Source organism: Paenibacillus oleatilyticus, from assembly GCF_018998565.1.
Taxonomy (GTDB): domain Bacteria; phylum Bacillota; class Bacilli; order Paenibacillales; family NBRC-103111; genus Paenibacillus_G; species Paenibacillus_G oleatilyticus.
Genome location: NZ_JAHNZO010000017.1, coordinates 136,311 through 153,805, shown reverse-complemented (window position 1 = coordinate 153,805; position 17,495 = coordinate 136,311). Strand labels below are relative to the sequence as shown.

10 protein-coding genes and 1 riboswitch are annotated in these 17,495 nt (G+C 55.0%); of the genes, 8 read left to right on the top strand and 2 right to left on the bottom strand.

Features of this window, described 5'->3' with window-relative positions:
- Positions 1-3,054: invasin domain 3-containing protein (locus tag KQX66_RS21675; RefSeq protein ID WP_216794886.1), on the top strand; the 3,054-nt coding region annotated here is incomplete at its 5' end.
- 150 nt (positions 3,055-3,204) lie between these two features.
- Positions 3,205-7,854 (top strand): helix-turn-helix transcriptional regulator, encoded by a 4,650-nt coding sequence (locus KQX66_RS21670; RefSeq protein WP_284439831.1) that lies wholly within the window; start codon positions 3,205-3,207, stop codon positions 7,852-7,854.
- 69 nt (positions 7,855-7,923) lie between these two features.
- Here KQX66_RS21670 and KQX66_RS21665 read toward each other — a convergent pair whose 3' ends face one another.
- Complete coding sequence (locus tag KQX66_RS21665; RefSeq protein ID WP_216794884.1) at positions 7,924-8,547, bottom strand: ester cyclase; 624 nt, start codon at positions 8,545-8,547, stop codon at positions 7,924-7,926.
- 304 nt (positions 8,548-8,851) lie between these two features.
- Between KQX66_RS21665 and KQX66_RS21660 the strand changes: the two genes are divergently transcribed.
- The 5 genes from KQX66_RS21660 (at position 8,852) to KQX66_RS21640 (ending at position 14,975) form a co-directional block, all read left to right on the top strand.
- The gene (locus tag KQX66_RS21660; RefSeq protein ID WP_216794883.1) at positions 8,852-9,589 is read left to right on the top strand and encodes an MBL fold metallo-hydrolase; all 738 of its coding nucleotides are present in this window, start codon (positions 8,852-8,854) and stop codon (positions 9,587-9,589) included.
- Positions 9,590-9,746: 157 nt separating this feature from the next.
- Positions 9,747-10,301, top strand: coding sequence for a MarR family winged helix-turn-helix transcriptional regulator (locus KQX66_RS21655; protein ID WP_216794882.1), 555 nt, complete (start codon positions 9,747-9,749; stop codon positions 10,299-10,301).
- 61 nt (positions 10,302-10,362) lie between these two features.
- Positions 10,363-12,123: an ABC transporter ATP-binding protein gene (locus KQX66_RS21650; protein WP_216794881.1), complete on the top strand. Its 1,761-nt coding sequence runs from the start codon at positions 10,363-10,365 to the stop codon at positions 12,121-12,123.
- 47 nt (positions 12,124-12,170) lie between these two features.
- On the top strand, positions 12,171-13,385 hold the full coding sequence (locus KQX66_RS21645; RefSeq protein WP_216794880.1) for an MFS transporter: 1,215 nt from the start codon (positions 12,171-12,173) through the stop codon (positions 13,383-13,385).
- Positions 13,386-13,443: 58 nt separating this feature from the next.
- Positions 13,444-13,582: riboswitch (cyclic di-AMP (ydaO/yuaA leader) on the top strand.
- A 217-nt stretch (positions 13,583-13,799) separates the two neighbouring features.
- Complete coding sequence (locus tag KQX66_RS21640; protein ID WP_216794879.1) at positions 13,800-14,975, top strand: KamA family radical SAM protein; 1,176 nt, start codon at positions 13,800-13,802, stop codon at positions 14,973-14,975.
- Between the two features lie 63 nt (positions 14,976-15,038).
- On the opposite strand, the gene KQX66_RS21635 is transcribed toward KQX66_RS21640, so the two are convergent.
- On the bottom strand, positions 15,039-15,986 hold the full coding sequence (locus tag KQX66_RS21635) for a DMT family transporter (RefSeq protein ID WP_216794878.1): 948 nt from the start codon (positions 15,984-15,986) through the stop codon (positions 15,039-15,041).
- 157 nt (positions 15,987-16,143) lie between these two features.
- Here KQX66_RS21635 and KQX66_RS21630 point away from each other — a divergent pair, with 157 nt between their 5' ends.
- On the top strand, positions 16,144-17,484 hold the full coding sequence (locus tag KQX66_RS21630; RefSeq protein WP_216794877.1) for an aminotransferase-like domain-containing protein: 1,341 nt from the start codon (positions 16,144-16,146) through the stop codon (positions 17,482-17,484).
- Positions 17,485-17,495: the final 11 nt, after the last annotated feature.

The following is a 17,495-nucleotide window of genomic DNA, read 5'->3' as shown; positions in this document are numbered from 1 at the left end:
AGCGTGAAGCTGAAGGACGCACAGGGCCATGCCTTGACGAGCGGAGGCGCGGCGGTTGCGATCACGTCGACGTTAGGGACAGTTAGCGCTGTGACGGATAAGCAAGATGGCACCTACACGGCGACGTTGACGGCTCCGATAACGGTAGGCACCGCGACGATCAGCGCGACGGTTGGCGGCAGTGCGATAGCGTCGACGGCAAGCGTCCAGTTCGTGCCGGGAGCGCCATCGGCAGCGACGAGCACAGTTGCAGCGGGGAAAGCTTCCCTTGCGGCGGACGGAACGAGCCAGACGACGATTAGCGTGAAGCTGAAGGACGCACAGGGCCATGCCTTGACGAGCGGAGGCGCGGCGGTTGCGATCACGTCGACGTTAGGGACAGTTAGCGCTGTGACGGATAAGCAAGATGGCACCTACACGGCGACGTTGACGGCTCCGACAACGGTGGGGACCGCGACGATTACCGCGACCGTCGGCGGCAGTGCGATAGCCTCAACGGCCAGCGTTCAGTTCGTGCCGGGAGTGCCGTCGGCAGCGACGAGCACGGTAGAAGCGGGCAGCAGTTCCTTGACTGCGGACGGAACGAGCCAGACGACGATCAGCGTGAAGCTGAAGGACGCGCAGGGCCATGCCTTGACGAGCGGAGGCGCGGCGGTCTCGATCACGTCGACGTTAGGGACGGTTGGCGCTGTAACGGACAACCAAAATGGCACCTACACAGCGACGCTGACAGCCCCGACAACGGTGGGGACCGCGACGATTAGCGCGACGGTCGGCGGCGTCGCGATTGCACAGACCGCGAGCGTTCAGCTTCTTCCTGGTCAGGTGAGCGTATCCCGCTCAACGGTGGCCGCGAGCGATCTCGTCGTACGAGCGGATGGCCATAGCAAAGCATCCATATTCGTGAAGCTCAAGGACGACTACGATCATCCGCTCGCCGGAAAACGGGTGATGCTTCAAGCCACGGGCGGCCGATCCGTTATCGATCATGTTTACGGGTTAACCGATCAGGACGGGCTGGTTACCTTTGCGGTTAGCAATACGGCGGCAGAGAACGTGACTTATTTCGCCAAGGATGAAGCAAGCGGTCTAGCACTAGACCAAACCGTAAGCATTAAGTTTACGTACGACCAGCCGCCGAATATCAAGCTGCAAGCGGACCCTGTCGCTCCAACCTTCGGGAGCGTGACCGTTACCGTATCGGCGTCGGTATACGGCCAGTTTAATCGCGTATCTTCGATCAAATGGGCGGCAGGAAGCCGTGCCGTCTCGTATTTTGACAAGCAAGGCACGGAAATCACGGACCACCGTTTTACGGTACAAGAAAACGGGATGTATTCGGTCTATGTGGCGGATACGGCCGGCAATGCGAACGTCAGCTTGATCGAGGTGAAGAACATCGTTCCTATGAGCGGCAATGCGGATTTGGGCAGCTGGCAGCTCACAGGCTTAGGCGGGACGGTGAAGTTCGATTTTAACCCGGGGATCGCGAATTATACGGTAGATGTCAGTCATGCGGTGTATGGTTTGAAAATGACGCTAACCCCTTCGGATGTGTATTCTGCCGTTTATGTGAACGGATTGCAGGTAACCGGCAATGGGATGACCAACGAATATTCCCTTGTGACGGGGAAAAACACATTCGAGGTCAAGGTCAAAGCGCAGAACGGCTCCGTTAAAACGTATACGCTTAGCGTGATTCGATTGGCGGCAAGCACGGACTCCGGTTCGGGTGGCTCCGACTCCGGTTCCGATTCAGGCTCAAGCTCTACGAGCCCTTCGAGTGAGGCAAACCCACCGAGCCAGCCGGCACCAAGCAATTCGCTGGCGATTTGGATCAATAATCAAAAGGTGTCCGGGATTGCCACACTTCAAGTCGATGCCAATGGAGCGAAGTCTGTCGAGGCTGTACTGGACGCTAATACGCTAAAGAAGGTGCTTGATTCGCTATCCGCTGCGGCTAAAACGAATCTGGCGATTTCAATTGAGGATGAGGCGGGTAAAGTGACGCTGCGGCTTCCCGGTAAAGCTGTTTCCCTCCTCGCCGAGAAGGCGGATGCCCTTACTTTGAAAACCCGGCAGGGCCAATATCGCCTGCCTCTGGCTGAGTTGACGCGTCAGGAGCCCGATTGGACGAACGACGCGGAAGCTCAGTTGACGATCGAGCTTGACAAGGGCAAAGCGATATCGGGACTGCAGGATGCGGCGAATAAGGGCGGCTTCCAATTGGCCGCTGACCCAGTTCAGTTTACGGTTCAAGTGGCGCGCAACGGTAAGAAACGCGAGATATCCAGCTTCAGCCGTTATGTGGAAAGAGTCTTTTACCTGCCTAAGGACTTTACCGGCAAGGCCTCTACGGTCGTCGTGTGGGACGGGAAGCTTGGTGCGCGTCCGGTGCCGACGAAATTTACCAAAGTAAACGGGCAGCAGGCTGCCGTTATCCACAGTCTCACGAACAGCGCTTACGTACCGGTATCCAAAATGTCCAATTTAACGGATATTCAAGGGCACTGGGCGGCTGCTGAAATAGGCGGCATGAACAGCCGGATGATTGTCGATGGCGTAGATGAAAGCCGATTCGCTCCTGAAGCGGAGATTACCCGGGCCGAGCTCGCCGCATTGCTTGCAAGAGCGATGGGACTTCCGAAAGCCGGAGATCAGGCGGGTTTCAGGGACGTAAGCGAAACGAGCTGGTACAGCGGGGCCGTAGCGGCTGTGAAAGCTTACGGCATCATGGATGGTTTCGGGGACGGCACCTTCGGGCCCGATCGCAAGGTATCGCGGCAAGAGGCGATTGTCACTCTCGTTCGGGCGCTGCGACTGGCCGATGCCGATTCGGCGGCAAGCCATGGGGCAGGACAAGCGGATCTCACCGTCTACACCGACCGCGATCGGATTGGCGGCTGGGCAAGCGACGCGATCCGGACCGCCATTCATGCGGGATTGGTGAACGGGTATGGAGATGAGCTGCGGCCGCAGAAGACATTAACTCGTGCCGAAACGGCGGTGCTCATTTACCGGATGCTGCTACAAGCGGGATTCATCGATGGGTAAACAGATGAAGAGACGGGCCGGCGGGCCCGTCTTTTTATGCGTTGGGAAAACGCGCTCTTCCCCCTGCCTATCGGCAGACGAGGGGTTGACTTGCTTCTGTGGAGGTTTCTAAAATAAGGTTTATCAAGGAGTACGCTAGGGGTGTCGGACATGAATCCTAATCTGGAATTCCAAGTGATAGACATAGTGAGTGAAGACAGCCGCATGAGGCTGTACCGGGGGATTCTAGTAGATTACGATCCATTGAACCCTGTACTTATCCGAACGGCCAAATGCGAAGAAGGCGGTGCAGCCGAGCAAGGCCTTCTTCGTCGTGAATTTGAGATCACCGAAAGTTTACAATTGGACGGTATCGTGAAGCCGATTGCTTTACGTACATTCGGGAGCTCGCTCGTTCTGGTACTCGCGGACGACGGGAGAATCTCCTTAAGAGAGTACTTGAGCAGGAGCGGCGGCTTCGATCAAGGCACCTTTGTTCAACTAGCCTGCGCGATCGCTTCGATCGTCAAGGAGCTTCATCGCCGCCATATTGTTCATCTGGATCTGCGGCCGGACCATATTCTGGTTCATCCGGATACGCTAAACGTGTCTCTGACCGGCTTAGGCCATGCTCTACACTTGGTCATGGACAATCCGCTTCGTCCGGATGATTTGCACTTTTTCACCGACCGGCTCCCGTACATTTCCCCCGAGCATACCGGCAGAATGGCGCGGCAGATTGACGAACGAAGCGATCTGTATGCTTTAGGGGTCCTATTTTACGAGATGCTGACGGGGCAGTTGCCGTATAAGGCGGCGGAGCCGCTGGAGTGGATTCACGCCCATTTGGCGCAAGCGCCGCTGCCGCTCATCCATCTGAGTCAGACCGTGGATTTGACGGTTAATGCTATTGTGATGAAGCTGCTGGAAAAAAACGCAGAAAATCGCTATCCCCACGCCGATGCGTTACTAGCCGATCTGAGCAAAATCGGAGAGATGGACGAGCCGTTCAGGATGAAAGACGTGCTGTACGGCAGGGAAGACGAGATTTCGCTGTTGTCCCAAGCTTTCCACTCGACCTGCTGCGGTTCGACGGAAATCGTGTATGTCTCGGGTCCGGCGGGAATTGGAAAAACGAGTCTGTTGGAAGAAGTGTTTCTCCGGCAGAAAACGCATTTGCGGGAGACGTTCTATATCACAGGGAAGTTCGAGCAAATTTCCAAGGAAAGCCCGTACTACCCGATTATTCAAGCTTTTCGCGGGCTGCTGCGCCATCTGCTGGGAGAAAGCTCGGATCGGGTTGAAGCATGGCGAAGCAAGCTTCGCGACGCTTTAAGCTCGAACGAAGCGATTATTGCCGCGATCCTTCCCGAACTCAAGCTGCTGATTGGCGATTTCGCAGCCGCCGAAGAGCTGCCCCCGGATGAAGCCAAAAAGCGGTTTATTTATGCATTTCGCAAATTCGTTCAAGCGTTGGCCTCGAAAGAGCATCCGCTCGTGCTGTTTATTGACGATTTGCAGTGGGCCGATACTTCGTCGCTGCAGTTGATTCATTCGCTTCTGTGTGACCCGGAAAGCCAGTATTTGATGTTTGTCGGCGCTTATCGCGACTCAGACCCGGAGCCGAAGAAGCTTCCGGGGTATGAGGAGGACGGAAGCGTGACCGAAGAGGTCGCGGTCCGCCATATCCCTCTGCGCGCGTTGACCTTGGAACAAATGAATCCGATTGTGATGGACGCGCTGCACTGCGACGCCGATGAAGCCTTGCCTCTCACCGAAGTACTGTACCACAAGTCCGGAGGCAATCCGTTTCACCTCAAACAAATGTTTCAACGCTTTCAAGATGATAGGCTCTTGCGCTACAATCATGAGGACAGGCGATGGCACTGGAGCTTGGGGCAAATTATCGAACGGCAGCCGTTCTTTACGGTTCATGAGCTGATGGAGCATAAGCTGCATCGGATCTCCAGCGAGGCTCAGGAGCTGTTGCGGATTGCGGCATGCACGGGCAGCGAGTTTCACGCTACTTTTATTGCGAAGGTTTCGGGGCAGCCGGTGGAGACCGTTGGTTCGGTGTTGTCTTCGGCTCTCGATGAAGGCTTAATTGCGTCGTCAAGTCCGGACGGCTATCGGTTCCTGCACGATAACTTCCAGAAAATGTTATACAGCCGGATGGATGACGAAACGCGGCAGCGTACGCATCTTTCGATCGGCAGGTGGCTGAGAGACCTGAACGGCGAGCAGTCCGAAGACTTTTTCACGGCTGTCCACCACCTCAATATCGGTTCGGGCGTCATCGAAGACCGGCAAGAAACGGTTCAACTGATGGAGATGAATCTCGTTGCCGGAAAACGGGCCAAGGCGTCGACAGCCTTCGATATCGCATTGGTTTTCTTTAGAAAAGGGGGGGCCTTGCTCGGTGCCGGGGATTGGGACCGGCATTATACGCTGTGCTTCGAGCTGTGTGCGGAGCGGGCCGAATGCGAGTATTTGTGCGGGAATCATGAGGATACGGAACGGTTGGTCGGCCAGCTGCTGCTTCAAACGCGCAATCCCATCGAACGGGCCAGAGTATGGATGATTCGAATCACGCAGTGCATTAACTTGGGCCAATATCAAGAAGCTACGGTTCTCGGCTTGCAGGGCTTGAAAGAGTTCCGGATCGACATCGCGCCTGCCCCTTCGAAAGCCGCCGTTGTTTCGGAGCTTTTGCGGGTGGAGCTATGGCTCCGGCGCCACGATAAACGGCTTGCTTTCCTGCCGGAAATGACGGATAAAGACCGAGTGGCCGCTATCCATATGATTTTTGCGATCATGGCTTCTACTTTTTTTACCAATAAGGACGTGTTTTTTCAGCTCCTATGCCAAGCGATTCGATTGTCGTTGAAGTACGGGAATACCGCTGTTTCTGCCGCCATTTACTCCATGTACGGTATGTTTTTGGGAATTGCGCTACGGAAGTATGAGAAAGGCTACGAGATGGCCAAGGTTGGTCTGGAGCTGTCCGAACGCTACAATGTGACTTCGATTAAAGGGATCACGCATATGATTTTCGGAGGGGTGCTCTGCCAGTTCGTAGGAAGTGCGGACGAAGGAGACGTATACTTGGAAAAAGCGCTCCGATTCGGCATGGAGTCGGGCGATTATGTGTATTCAAGCTATTCGATGGGGGCGCATATCAATTCCTTGTATACAAGAGCTCCGCTAGACGCGTTGTCCAAGAAGATTAATGAATATTTGGCCGTGCTGGCGGAAACGAAGGATGAGTTTGTGCTGCAAAATTTTCACCTGTACCGGCAATTTATTTTGGCGCTGCAAGGGGAAACGGCGGAGCCTTGTTCGTTTAACGATCAGGATTTTGAAGAAGAACGGTTCTTGAAGCACATTTATTCCGAGGAGACCTTCTCGACGACTTTGTTTCAATACAACACGTACAAGACGCAATTATGCTACTTCAACGGCAAGTTCGACGAAGCCGCGCTGTGGGCGCAGCAAGCGGAGAAATTTGCCGCGTACGCCACCCATCTGCCTCATCTGCCGGAATGTTTGTTCTATGAGGCGCTTGCGCTGCTGTCCGATCCCGGTATGCTGCGAAGCGGGAACAACAGGGTGAAACGTGTGAAACGAATTGTCCGCCGATTTAAAACCTGGGTACGATGGAGTCCGGACAACTTCTTGTCGAAGCTATGTCTAATGGAGGCGGAATGGGCCAAAGTCGCAAAACGTTACGCGGCAGCCGAGGCGATGTATGATAAAGCGATTCGAGAAGCCAGGGAGCAAGGGAATATCCAAATGGAGAGCGTAGCCTGTGAATTGGCGGCCAATTATTATGCAAAACAGGGGAGAGCGAAGATCGCCTGCTTTTATTGGCAGGCTGCCGTGGAAGGCTACAAACAGTGGGGAATCCGTGGAAAAGCCCGGCTATTGGAGGAGCGGCTTCACGCGCTGCGCGGAGCCGGGAAGGCCGAAAGCGTGCTGTCCGACGAGCAGCCGTTCTTCAGCAGTCCTACGGCAGCTGAGACTGCTCCGCATGATCGCGGCATCCGCCAGGAGGCTCAGGCCGCGGAGCGGATGGATCTGGTCGCCATCCTCAAAGCGACGCAAGCCATCGCGCACAAGATGGATCTGGACGCCGTCCTGGTGGAAATTATGAGCACCTTGATGAACTATGCTGGAGCGCAAAAAGGCGCGCTGCTTACGGAATCGCATGGCGAGCTGTATGTTCGGGTCTATGCGGATGACGAAGTGAACATCTTCGGCACGCATACGCCATTGGAGGATAACGAGCTATTGCCCGGCGGCATTGCGCGTTATGTCTCCAGAACGAAGGAATCGGTCCATTATACCGGGACGGAGGACAGCTGGCTGCTGCACAATCCGTACCTGCTGAAGCATCGTCCCAAATCCGTATTATGCATGCCGGTAACCGTTCACGGGGCATCGGTTGGGGTGCTTTATCTTGAAAATACGCTTGTGGCAGGCGTGTTTTCCCCGGAACGGATCAGCATCTGTCATGCCATGGCCGCCCAGAGCCTATATATTTGCGAGCTGCTGCGGTCGCTGGGCCAATTCGACAACGAGCCGGAAAATGGGAAGGGGAGTCCAAGAACGCCGCACCCGATGGAGGAGCCTCTTACAGAGCGGGAGATGGAGGTGCTCGCTTTGCTGGCCACGGGATTGTCGAATAAAGAGATTGCGGAGCAGCTAGTTGTGGCAGTCGGTACGGTGAAGGTTCATGTGAAAAATATTTTCACGAAGCTTAAGGTGAACCGGCGAACCAAAGCGATCGCTCAGGCGAAGGAGCTGCAATTGCTCGATTGAGTCGGCTCGAACTTATAAAGGCTGGGAAATTCCTCGGCTTAACACCGTGGATTTCCCAGTCTTTTTGCATTAATTTTCAGGCACGACGCCAAGCTGCTGCATGAGCGTTAAATTGTCTTCCAAGTGCCAATCTTCAACGAGCTTCCCGTCCTTGATGCGCAGCACATCGATCGCCATGAATTGAATGGGTTTTCCGGTCGGGGTTTTGCCCAAGAACTCGCCTTTATGCGTGCCGGTGAAGGAAAGACGGGCGGTCACTTTGTCTCCGACGACCAATAAATCTTCAATTTTGCACTGCAAGTCGGGAACGGCTTGACGAAAATTGCGGGAAGCGAAGGACAAGCCATCCGGCCCTTGAGGCCGTCCCTTGGGCAGCGAGTTGTCGGTAAAGCCGGATGCGACCGCTTGCGAAAGGAACTCCTCATTACCGGTGTTCCAGAACGCGTAGAAACGCTGAGCGGTTTGCACCATCGCCGTAGCTTCTTTGGCATCCAACGACGGGTCGATCGTCATCGTAACCGGCTGAGGGAGGTCCTTCAACAGCGGAATGTCTTTTTTGACCGGCGTTTCGGCGGCTTTCGATTCATAATCGGCCGGTTTCGAAATGTTCCCGCACGCTGCCGTCAGCAGCACGGTCCCGAGGATGATCGTCATACCTGTGATCGATGAAATTGATTTTTTTGATACTGACATGATAGTTCCTCCAAATCATCAATTGATGTACAACGGTGAATCGAGGTAGAAGTACCTCCTTACTCCGGAATAAAGTGACTGACGCTACAGCGATATTATATATACTAAAATTTCATTTAGGGAAGTAGTGATATTAAATTCATATAGTTTCCCGGAATGAACTAATGTGATTTGGCTGGGTTACCGGAGGAATTTATATGACCGTGACGACAAGAAGAAGTGGCACGGCAAAGGGCGATCTGGTAAGATAAACCTGCGTTGTCGGCCAGAGGGGAACGCAAAAACGCTGAATCTGGAGGTAGGTATGAACCATTGTCATTTGCTCGATATCGAGTTTGAGTACGGCGGACAAAAGCAAACGATTACCCCGGTGCTGCTTCAAGACGAAAAAGATGTCATTCTCGTCGACTGCGGCTACCCGCACTTTGTGCCTCTTCTTGAACAAGCGGTCATCCGCTGTGGCTTGCGGCTCGATTCGGTCACCAAGCTGATTGTAACGCATCACGATATGGACCATATGGGTCCGTTGGCCGCGTTGAAGCGGGCTTTTCCGCGGATTGAGATTATCGCCCACGAGGTGGAAGCGCCCTATATCGCTGGGACGAAGAAGTCGCTCAGGCTGGAACAGGCCGAATCGACGCTCGACGTCTTGCCGGAAGAAGCGAAGCCGCAAGCGGAGCAGTTTATTCGCTTCTTGCAGTCGATCGAGCCGGCCGCCGTCGATCGGACGGTCGCCGATCGGGAGCGGCTGCCATGGTGCGGCGGGATCGAGATCGTGCACACGCCGGGTCATATGCCCGGGCATATCTCGCTGTATCTTCCCGAGAGCCGGACGCTGATCGCCGGGGACGCCGTCGTCATCGAGCAGGGAAAGCTGGACATCGCGAATCCGCAATTCACGTTAGATTTGGAGGAGGCCGTCCGTTCCGTGCGGCGCTTGCTTGATTACGACGTGGAGCGGCTTATTTGCTATCATGGCGGATGCTTCCATGGGGATGTGATGCAAGCGCTGCGGCAGCTCGTTCACGAATATACGCCTTAGCGGGGCCATGTGCCCCGACTTTCCAGCGCGTAAGACAGTTTGAGCAACACCGCAGTGAAATGGCCCGAAGCTTAAGGCTTGCGTTGGCGTGTTAAATAAGTTATAGTCATAGTTAGATAATCTAACTATTTGGAAAGCAACGTTGAAAGGTGATAGCATGGAACGAAAAACGGGGAAGGAATGCACGGCGGATCAACAGCTGCCTGCGCTGGGTATTGGCCCTTATTTGGAGCTTATGGACAAAACGGCAGTTCAAGACGCGGACCGCAAATCGATTCGCATGGGACTGGTCATGCTGTGGCTTAGTGACAACATCCTCGACGTGATGGACGTCGATTTGGCTCCTTTTGGCATTACCGAGAGCAAGCTGGATATGTTATTGCTGCTTATGCTGCATGATGGCAGAGAGCTTGTTACGCCTTCCGCCATCGCAGACCGGCTTGGAATTCGCCGCGCTTCCGTTACGGCTCTATTGGATTGGCTGGAAAAGCGCGGCTGGGTTTCCCGCGAACAAAGCGCCAGGGATCGCCGCATGATTCATGTCCGCATTACGCCGGAAGGCCGGGCCTTGGTGGACCAAGTACTGCCGACCTTTTGGTCGACCTGCGCCTCGCTGCTCGACGATTTGGATGCTGAGGAACGCAAGGTGTTTGAGAAGATCCTGAGCAAGCTGCATCAGAGCATCGAGAAAAAGGTGGGCGTAGGGAGATAATTTTTTTTAGAATAATAGTTAGATAGTCTTACTATATTGAAAGGGAAATTCGGGTGATACCATGAAGGGGCGAAAACAGTTTGCGGAAATGTTCAAAGAGCTGTCCGCGCAAGCAAGCGGGCAATGGCCTTTGATCTCGCTCGCGGCGGCAGCGATTGTTGCGATTTCCGTTCTTGAATTTTGGATTCCTCAATTCACCAAAGTCGTCATCGATCAGCTTATACCCAACCGGCGATACGATGCGCTGCTTGAGATGGGGGGTTGCATTGTCGGCGCTGCGTTATTGCTGGGAGTTTGTCGTTTTTGCAGCAGCTACATGATGACGATTGTTAGTCAAAGGGCCATTCTGGGGCTGCGGAATAAGCTGTACCGGCATACCTTGAGCCTGGACTTGAAGTTTTTCGAACGCAATCGTACCGGCGATCTCATGACCAGGCTTACCAGCGATGTCAACCAGCTGCAGGAACTGGTGTTTGCCGAAACCTTATCCATCGCGGCCGATTTTTTCACGTTTATTGCGGTTTGCGGTTATTTGCTTTATGTCGATTGGGAGCTGGCGCTTCTGCTGATGAGCACGTTCCCCTTCCTGTTCTACACGTCACGGTTTTTCAGCGGCCGCACCAAGTCGGCTTATCGGACGGTACGCCAGTCTCCCGCCGAACTGAGCAATCATCTTCAGGATACGTTGTCGGGTATTCGCATGATCAAATCCTTCGCGAACGAGCACGAGGAGGCACAGAGGTTCGCCGGGTGGAGCGAGCAGAACCGGAACGCTACCGTGGCGGCTTCACGGTTGTCCGCTTTGTTCTCTCCAATCATCGACGTGCTGAATTCCATCGGCATGGTCTTCGTGCTGCTGTTCGGGGCTTGGCAGGCGATGCGCGGACGGCTTACTGTCGGCGACATCGTAGCCTTCCTCGCTTACCTGCGTCTGCTGCAAGGCCCGATTCGGTCTTTCAGCCGCATGGTGAGCCGAATTCAACAATCGGCCGCGGCTTATGAACGAATTCACGAAGTGTTGCAGACTTTGCCGGAGATTCGCAACAAAGACAATGCGGTCGTTTTACCGGCGATCCAAGGGGATATTTTCTTCGATGACGTGGATTTCGCGTATGAAGCGAATGTGCCGGTTCTGCAAAATTTTCATTTGAGAATCCGCGCCAATCAAGTGACGGCGCTGTTCGGCTCGTCCGGCTCGGGCAAATCGACCGTCGCTCATTTGATCGCCCGTTTATACGACGTGCAGAAAGGGGTGATCTTCATCGACGGTCATCCGCTGGACGAAGTCACCCTTGAGTCGCTTCGCCGGCAAATCGGCATCGTATCCCAGGATGTGATCCTGCTGAACGGGACCATCCGGGACAATATCGCCTACGGCAAGCCGGACGCGTCTTCCGAAGAGATTGAAGCGGCGGCGAGAGCGGCGAATGCGCAGGAGTTTATCGAGGCTTTTCCCCACGGATACGATACGTTGATCGGGGAAAGGGGCATCAAGCTGTCGGGCGGACAGAAGCAGCGGCTGTCGATTGCCCGGGCGTTGCTGAAAAATCCGCGCTTGATCATTTTGGACGAGGCGACGGCGGCGCTCGACACGGAATCCGAGCAGCTGATTCAAAAGGCGCTTTCCCGGCTGCTTCCCGGGCGCACCTGCCTGATTATCGCGCACCGCCTGTCCACGATTCAGCATGCGGACCGGATTGTCGTTTTGGAGAAAGGACAGGTGGTGGAAACAGGCACGCATGAAGCCTTGCTTCGCCGTTCGGGCCGCTACAAGACCTTGTACGATATGCAGTTTCCGCAAATGTCCGTCGAGACGGCTTGATCTAATTTATTCGAAATTCGAAATTCGAAATTTGAAAGAGGTGCTTTATGTTGCAATTGGCCAATTCATCCCTTCCTAAGCGAAACTATTCTTTAATGACGGCGGTGCTGTGCTGGTCCGGCATGGCGGTGATGTCCAGCCTGTACGTCACCATTCCGCTGATATCCTTGTTCGCCGATCTGTTCGGCGTTACGCCGACCCAAGCAGCGGCTGCGGGAAGCGTATTTTCTCTCGGTTTTGCGATTGGCTGCCTGATCTATGGTGCGTTGTCGGACAAATACGGCCGCAAAAAGGTCATCGTGATCGGACTTATGGCATTGACGCTCATCTCCTTGCTGCTCGGCATGATCGACAGCTTCTTCTGGCTCCTTGCGCTGAGGGGATTGCAAGGTGCTGCGGCAGCCACGTTCTCGCCAGTGGCGCTTGCTTATGCGGTGGAAATGTTCCCGGCGGAAAAACGGGTGACGACGATCGGGTTTATCAGCACGGGCTTCCTGGTTGCCGGAATCGTCGGGCAGGTCGTCAGCGGTTTAATCAGCCAGCAATACGGGTGGAATGCGGTATTTTATGTACTCGCCGGCGCTTATGCCGTGACGGCGTTTCTCGTGATCCGGTTCCTGCCGAAAGGGGAAATTCAACAGGCGCACGCCAACATCTGGGAGCCTCTGAAGCAAATCGGCAGCGTATTTTCGCAGAAAAATCTTCTTCTCAGCTACGTTGTCGCTCTGGTGCTGCTTATGTCGTTTGTCAGCATGTACACGGTGTTAGGCAGCTACTTGAGCGGACCGGACTTCGGATTGACGAAGCAGGAAATTTTGTACGTACGTTCCATTGGCGTGATCGGCATGCTGCTGTCTCCTTTGTCCGGGCGCTTGGCCAAACGGTTTGGCGTTCGCGCCGTTCTGCGCGGCGGACTGCTGCTGGCGATGGCGGGCCTCGCTTCGTTGGGGCTGATGTCCAGCCTGCCGCTGCTGGTTATGCTGAGCTTGGTCTTTGTGGCGGGCATTGCGCTCTCCGTTCCGGCGCTGGTTTCGCTTGTCGGCCAATTAGGAGGCAAATCGCGCGGGATTGCGGTTTCGGTCTACACGTTCATTTTATTTGCCGGAACAAGCCTGGGCCCCATCCTCTCCATTCGTTTTATGGAAACCGGCAGCTATGTGCTGACCTTTGTGCTGCTGGCGCTCATTCTCGGCATCGGCTTGCTGGCCGCATTGCTGATTCACCGGGAAACGCCCGAGGAGCCGGCGGCAGGCAGGAAATAAGGGGAAATATTTCCCGATCCGTTCCTAACGGTTGACGAACGAAACTTCCGTTGTGTATCATGAACATACGCTTAATTTCCAACTTCTCCGAGTTGGAAAGCGGGGGAACCAATTTTGTGGGGCGAATCGCCTTGTGCGCGTAGGGAACCATCTTTCCCGAGTCCGTCAGCTAACCTCGTCAGCAGTAGATGGGTCCATGCTTTTCGTGCAACTTTATTGCATGAATGACCCGTTGTGCGGGTCTTTCGATACGGATAGACCCGCGACAGTCAGCAAGCTGCGGCACGTTGTGCCCAGGGATCGCTGCTGTACGGGTCTTTTTGCTTTATTCGCCCATCTGCGGAAAAAGGGAACAAGGAGGTGGCCTGCGGTACTGCTGGTGTAGTTACATCCATGACAAGGAGGGTAAAAGCCATGGCACAGCCGAAATATATCACCGATATGGATAAGATTCCCCAGATCCCGCTTCAGGAGCGGGAAAAGCTTAAACCCATTACGGAGAAATTCGTGTTTCGTGTGAACGATTATTACTTGAGCCTCATTAATTGGAACGACCCGAACGATCCAATTAAAAAACTTGTCATCCCGAACGAGGGCGAACTGCTGGAATACGGCCGGTGGGACGCTTCCGACGAGGATACGAATTATGTCGTTCCCGGCTGCCAGCATAAATACCGGACGACGGCTTTGTTGCTCGTATCGGAAGTGTGCGGCGCTTACTGCAGGTACTGCTTCCGCAAACGATTATTCCGCAACGATGTGAAAGAAGCGATGTCCGATGTCCAAGAAGGAATCGCTTACATCGCCCGGCATCCCGAAATTAACAACGTGCTCCTGACCGGCGGGGATAGCCTGATCCTGTCGACGGCACGCTTGGGCAACATATTAAGCAAGCTGCGGGCCATCGAGCACGTGAAGATCATCCGGCTCGGCTCCAAGCTGCCCGTGTTCAATCCGATGCGCATCTACGAGGACGAAGCGCTGCTGGATCTCATTCGCACCTTCTCCTCCGCAGATAAGCGCATCTATGTCATGGCGCACATCAATCACCCCCGCGAAATTACGGAAGAGGCCAAAAGAGGATTCGAGGCGCTGCATCGCGCCGGGGCCATTGTGGTGAACCAGACGCCGGTGCTGAAGGGGATTAATGACGATCCTGTGGTATTGGGCGAGCTCCTAGACAAGCTTTCCTGGGCCGGCGTTACGCCTTATTATTTCTTCGTCAACCGCCCAGTGGCCGGCAACAGCGAGTTTGTCCTGCCTCTGAAGCAGGTATACGCTATTGTTGAGCAAGCGAAAGCTTTAACCTCCGGTCTGGGAAAAAGGGTACGTCTGTCGATGAGCCATACGTCCGGAAAAATCGAAATTTTGGCGATCGAGAACGGCAAGGCTTACTTGAAGTACCACCAATCACGGGACGGAGAATACGGTAAATTTATGGTGCTGGATTGTCCGGAGGAGGCCGCTTGGTTCGACGATTTGCCGGGGAACGAGCGGTACTGGCATAAGCCGGAGAAGAAGACGGACGCCGTCGTTTCCGCGAACGAGCTGCCCGAGCTTCCCACGGCTCGCCGGGCGATCCCAAGCTAAACTAGCGAAAACAGCCAATCCTCCGGTAGATCAGAGGGATGGCTGTTTTTTTGGCATATCGATTTACGCTTCCGCACGCTTCGTACGAATCCCTTGCGGCGCCGTCTTTTTCCGCCCCAAGAGGTTCGTGCCGAGGACCCCGGCAATAATCATGACCGACCCGATCAGATGGTACACCGTCACCTCTTCCCCGAGAAACAGAGCCCCGGACGCGATCGAGACGATGGTCGCCAGATTGCTGAACACGCTCATTTTTGAAGCCTCCATCTTGGACAAAATGTAGTTCGCCATCAGGGCCGTGGCAAGCGAGGACACCACGCCCAAATAAAAGATCGAGACGAGAAAGGTTCCGTTAGCCAGCGGCGCGACGAATTGGTCAAGCGTTCCGGCTGACGCGTGGCTGGCTAGTGACACGATCAGAAACACGACGAAGCCGACACCGAGCATAAAATACGTGATTTCCGCAGGGCTGAACTGCTTCGAGAGCGAACGGGCCAGCACGCTGTATCCGGCAAAAGCGACGCACGTCAGGAACAGCAGGAAGATCCCGGTCATGTTCGACAAGTCGATGCGGCTCCCTTTCATGACGAAGATGAAGACGACGCCGAAGACCGACAGGAAAATCGACAGCTTCTGCAGCACGGTCGTCGCTTCCTTCAAAAATACCGCGGCGAGCACCATCGTCACGACCGGGGTGAACGCGTACAGAATGCCGCCCTCGGCCGAGGTGGCGTGCTGCAGCCCGAACGCTTGCAGCGTGAAGAAGCCGAGCGGATACATTGTGGCCAGCAGCAGGGCCTTCCGGAGCGGCTTGCCGCGGTAGGTCAGCTTGACCCAGCCCAGCGCAACCGGGATTGACATGACCGCAAACGACGCAGCAAAACGGAACGTCAGCGTGTCGAGCGGGTGCGCGTGATCGAGCGCGATTTTGGTAAACAGAAACGAGAATCCGATAATCGCCGCATTCAGTATGGCGAATACATAAGCAAGCTTTAATCCTTTTTGGTTCATGGGACAACCTTCTTTCCTGGACAGTCGGGTGCGCGTTCGTTAACCCGTTACTTATAAGGTAAGGCCAATGGGGCAGCCGGACAATGTCGTTTTGCTGCAACTGTACCGATACAGTTGATCGGGTTCGTGTATAATAAGGGGAGCAAGGGGGCGGATTATGAAAAAGTTTGTCGCGATCTTATCCGATATGGAGCATAAAATCCGGGAGGGGCACTTCGGTCCCGGCCGGAAGCTGCCGTCCGTCCGCAGCGCGGCGGAGGAGTACGGCTGCAGCATCAGCACGATTATCCGGGCGTATGCCGAGCTGGAGAAGCGCCACGCGATCTATTCGGTCCCGCAAAGCGGCTATTATGTGGTCGAGAAGTCGGGAGACTGGCGCAGCGAGACGGTCAGCGAAACGATCGATTTTGCTTCGGCGTCACCGGATTTGGACGTGTTTCCGTATTTGGATTTCCAGCATTGCCTGAACAAGGCGATCGATACGTATAAATACCATCTGTTTACTTACGGCGATTCGCACGGGCTGGAAACTCTGCGCCAGACGCTTGTTTCCCATTTGGCCGGCGATCAGGTGTTTGCCAAGGCGGAGCGGATTCTCGTCAGTTCGGGCGCGCAGCAGGCGCTGGAAATTTTGGCGAAGATGCCGTTTCCGAATGGAAAGTCGACCATTCTGGTCGAGCAGCCGAGCTACGATCTGTATTTGCGCTTTTTGGAGGCGGAGGGCATTCCGGTTCAAGGCATCGCGCGGACGGCGAAGGGGATCGATCTGCAGGAGCTGGAGGAGCGGTTCCGCAGCGGCGGCATCAAATTTTTTTACACGATGTCCAGATACCACAATCCGCTTGGCACTTCGTACAGCGTGGAGGAGCGGAAGGCGATCGCCCGGTTGGCCGGCAAATACGACGTGTACGTTGTGGAGGACGATTATATGGCGGACCTCGGCGCCGAGCGGTTCGACCCGATTCACGCTTATGACCGGAGCGCGCACGTCGTTTATTTGAAGAGCTTCTCCAAAATCATTTTTCCCGGGCTGAGGCTCGGGGCCGTCGTGCTGCCGGAGCGGCTGCTGAAGACGTATCAGAAGTACAAAAATTACCCCGACACCTCGCTGCTTTCCCAGGCGGCGCTCGAAATTTACATCAAGAACGGCATGTACGAGCGGCACAAGCACAAAATCTACGGCTTGTACGAGGAGCGGATGCGCGAGTTGAACGAGGCGTTGCGGCGGCACAACGAAGCGGGGCTGATCGAAGCCGCGGACGTCCGCTACGGCGTCTATGTCCAGTTTAAGCTGCCGAAGACGGTCAATATCGAGCGTCTGATGAAGCGCCTTGCAGAGAGGAAGGTCAGTGTCGTTTCCGGCAAGCCGTTCTATTTGGCGGATTACGCGGAGCGGGAGAAGTTCATACGCATCAGCGTTTCGCGGGCGCAGCGGGAGCGGATCGGCGAAGGAGTCCGGGCCATCGTCGAGGAGGTGCGGCGGGGGAACGGGTGGTAGAGCGATTGGGA

What these genes read in the sequence shown, in the direction of transcription:
- KQX66_RS21655 (WP_216794882.1), top strand. Translation starts at nt 9,747, where the DNA reads ATGGAACGAAAAACGGGGAAGGAATGCACGGCGGATCAACAGCTGCCT.
- KQX66_RS21630 (WP_216794877.1), top strand. Translation starts at nt 16,144, where the DNA reads ATGAAAAAGTTTGTCGCGATCTTATCCGATATGGAGCATAAAATCCGG.
- KQX66_RS21660 (WP_216794883.1), top strand. Translation starts at nt 8,852, where the DNA reads ATGAACCATTGTCATTTGCTCGATATCGAGTTTGAGTACGGCGGACAA.
- KQX66_RS21665 (WP_216794884.1), bottom strand. Translation starts at nt 8,547, where the DNA reads ATGTCAGTATCAAAAAAATCAATTTCATCGATCACAGGTATGACGATC.
- KQX66_RS21650 (WP_216794881.1), top strand. Translation starts at nt 10,363, where the DNA reads ATGAAGGGGCGAAAACAGTTTGCGGAAATGTTCAAAGAGCTGTCCGCG.
- KQX66_RS21645 (WP_216794880.1), top strand. Translation starts at nt 12,171, where the DNA reads ATGTTGCAATTGGCCAATTCATCCCTTCCTAAGCGAAACTATTCTTTA.
- KQX66_RS21635 (WP_216794878.1), bottom strand. Translation starts at nt 15,986, where the DNA reads ATGAACCAAAAAGGATTAAAGCTTGCTTATGTATTCGCCATACTGAAT.
- KQX66_RS21640 (WP_216794879.1), top strand. Translation starts at nt 13,800, where the DNA reads ATGGCACAGCCGAAATATATCACCGATATGGATAAGATTCCCCAGATC.
- KQX66_RS21670 (WP_284439831.1), top strand. Translation starts at nt 3,205, where the DNA reads ATGAATCCTAATCTGGAATTCCAAGTGATAGACATAGTGAGTGAAGAC.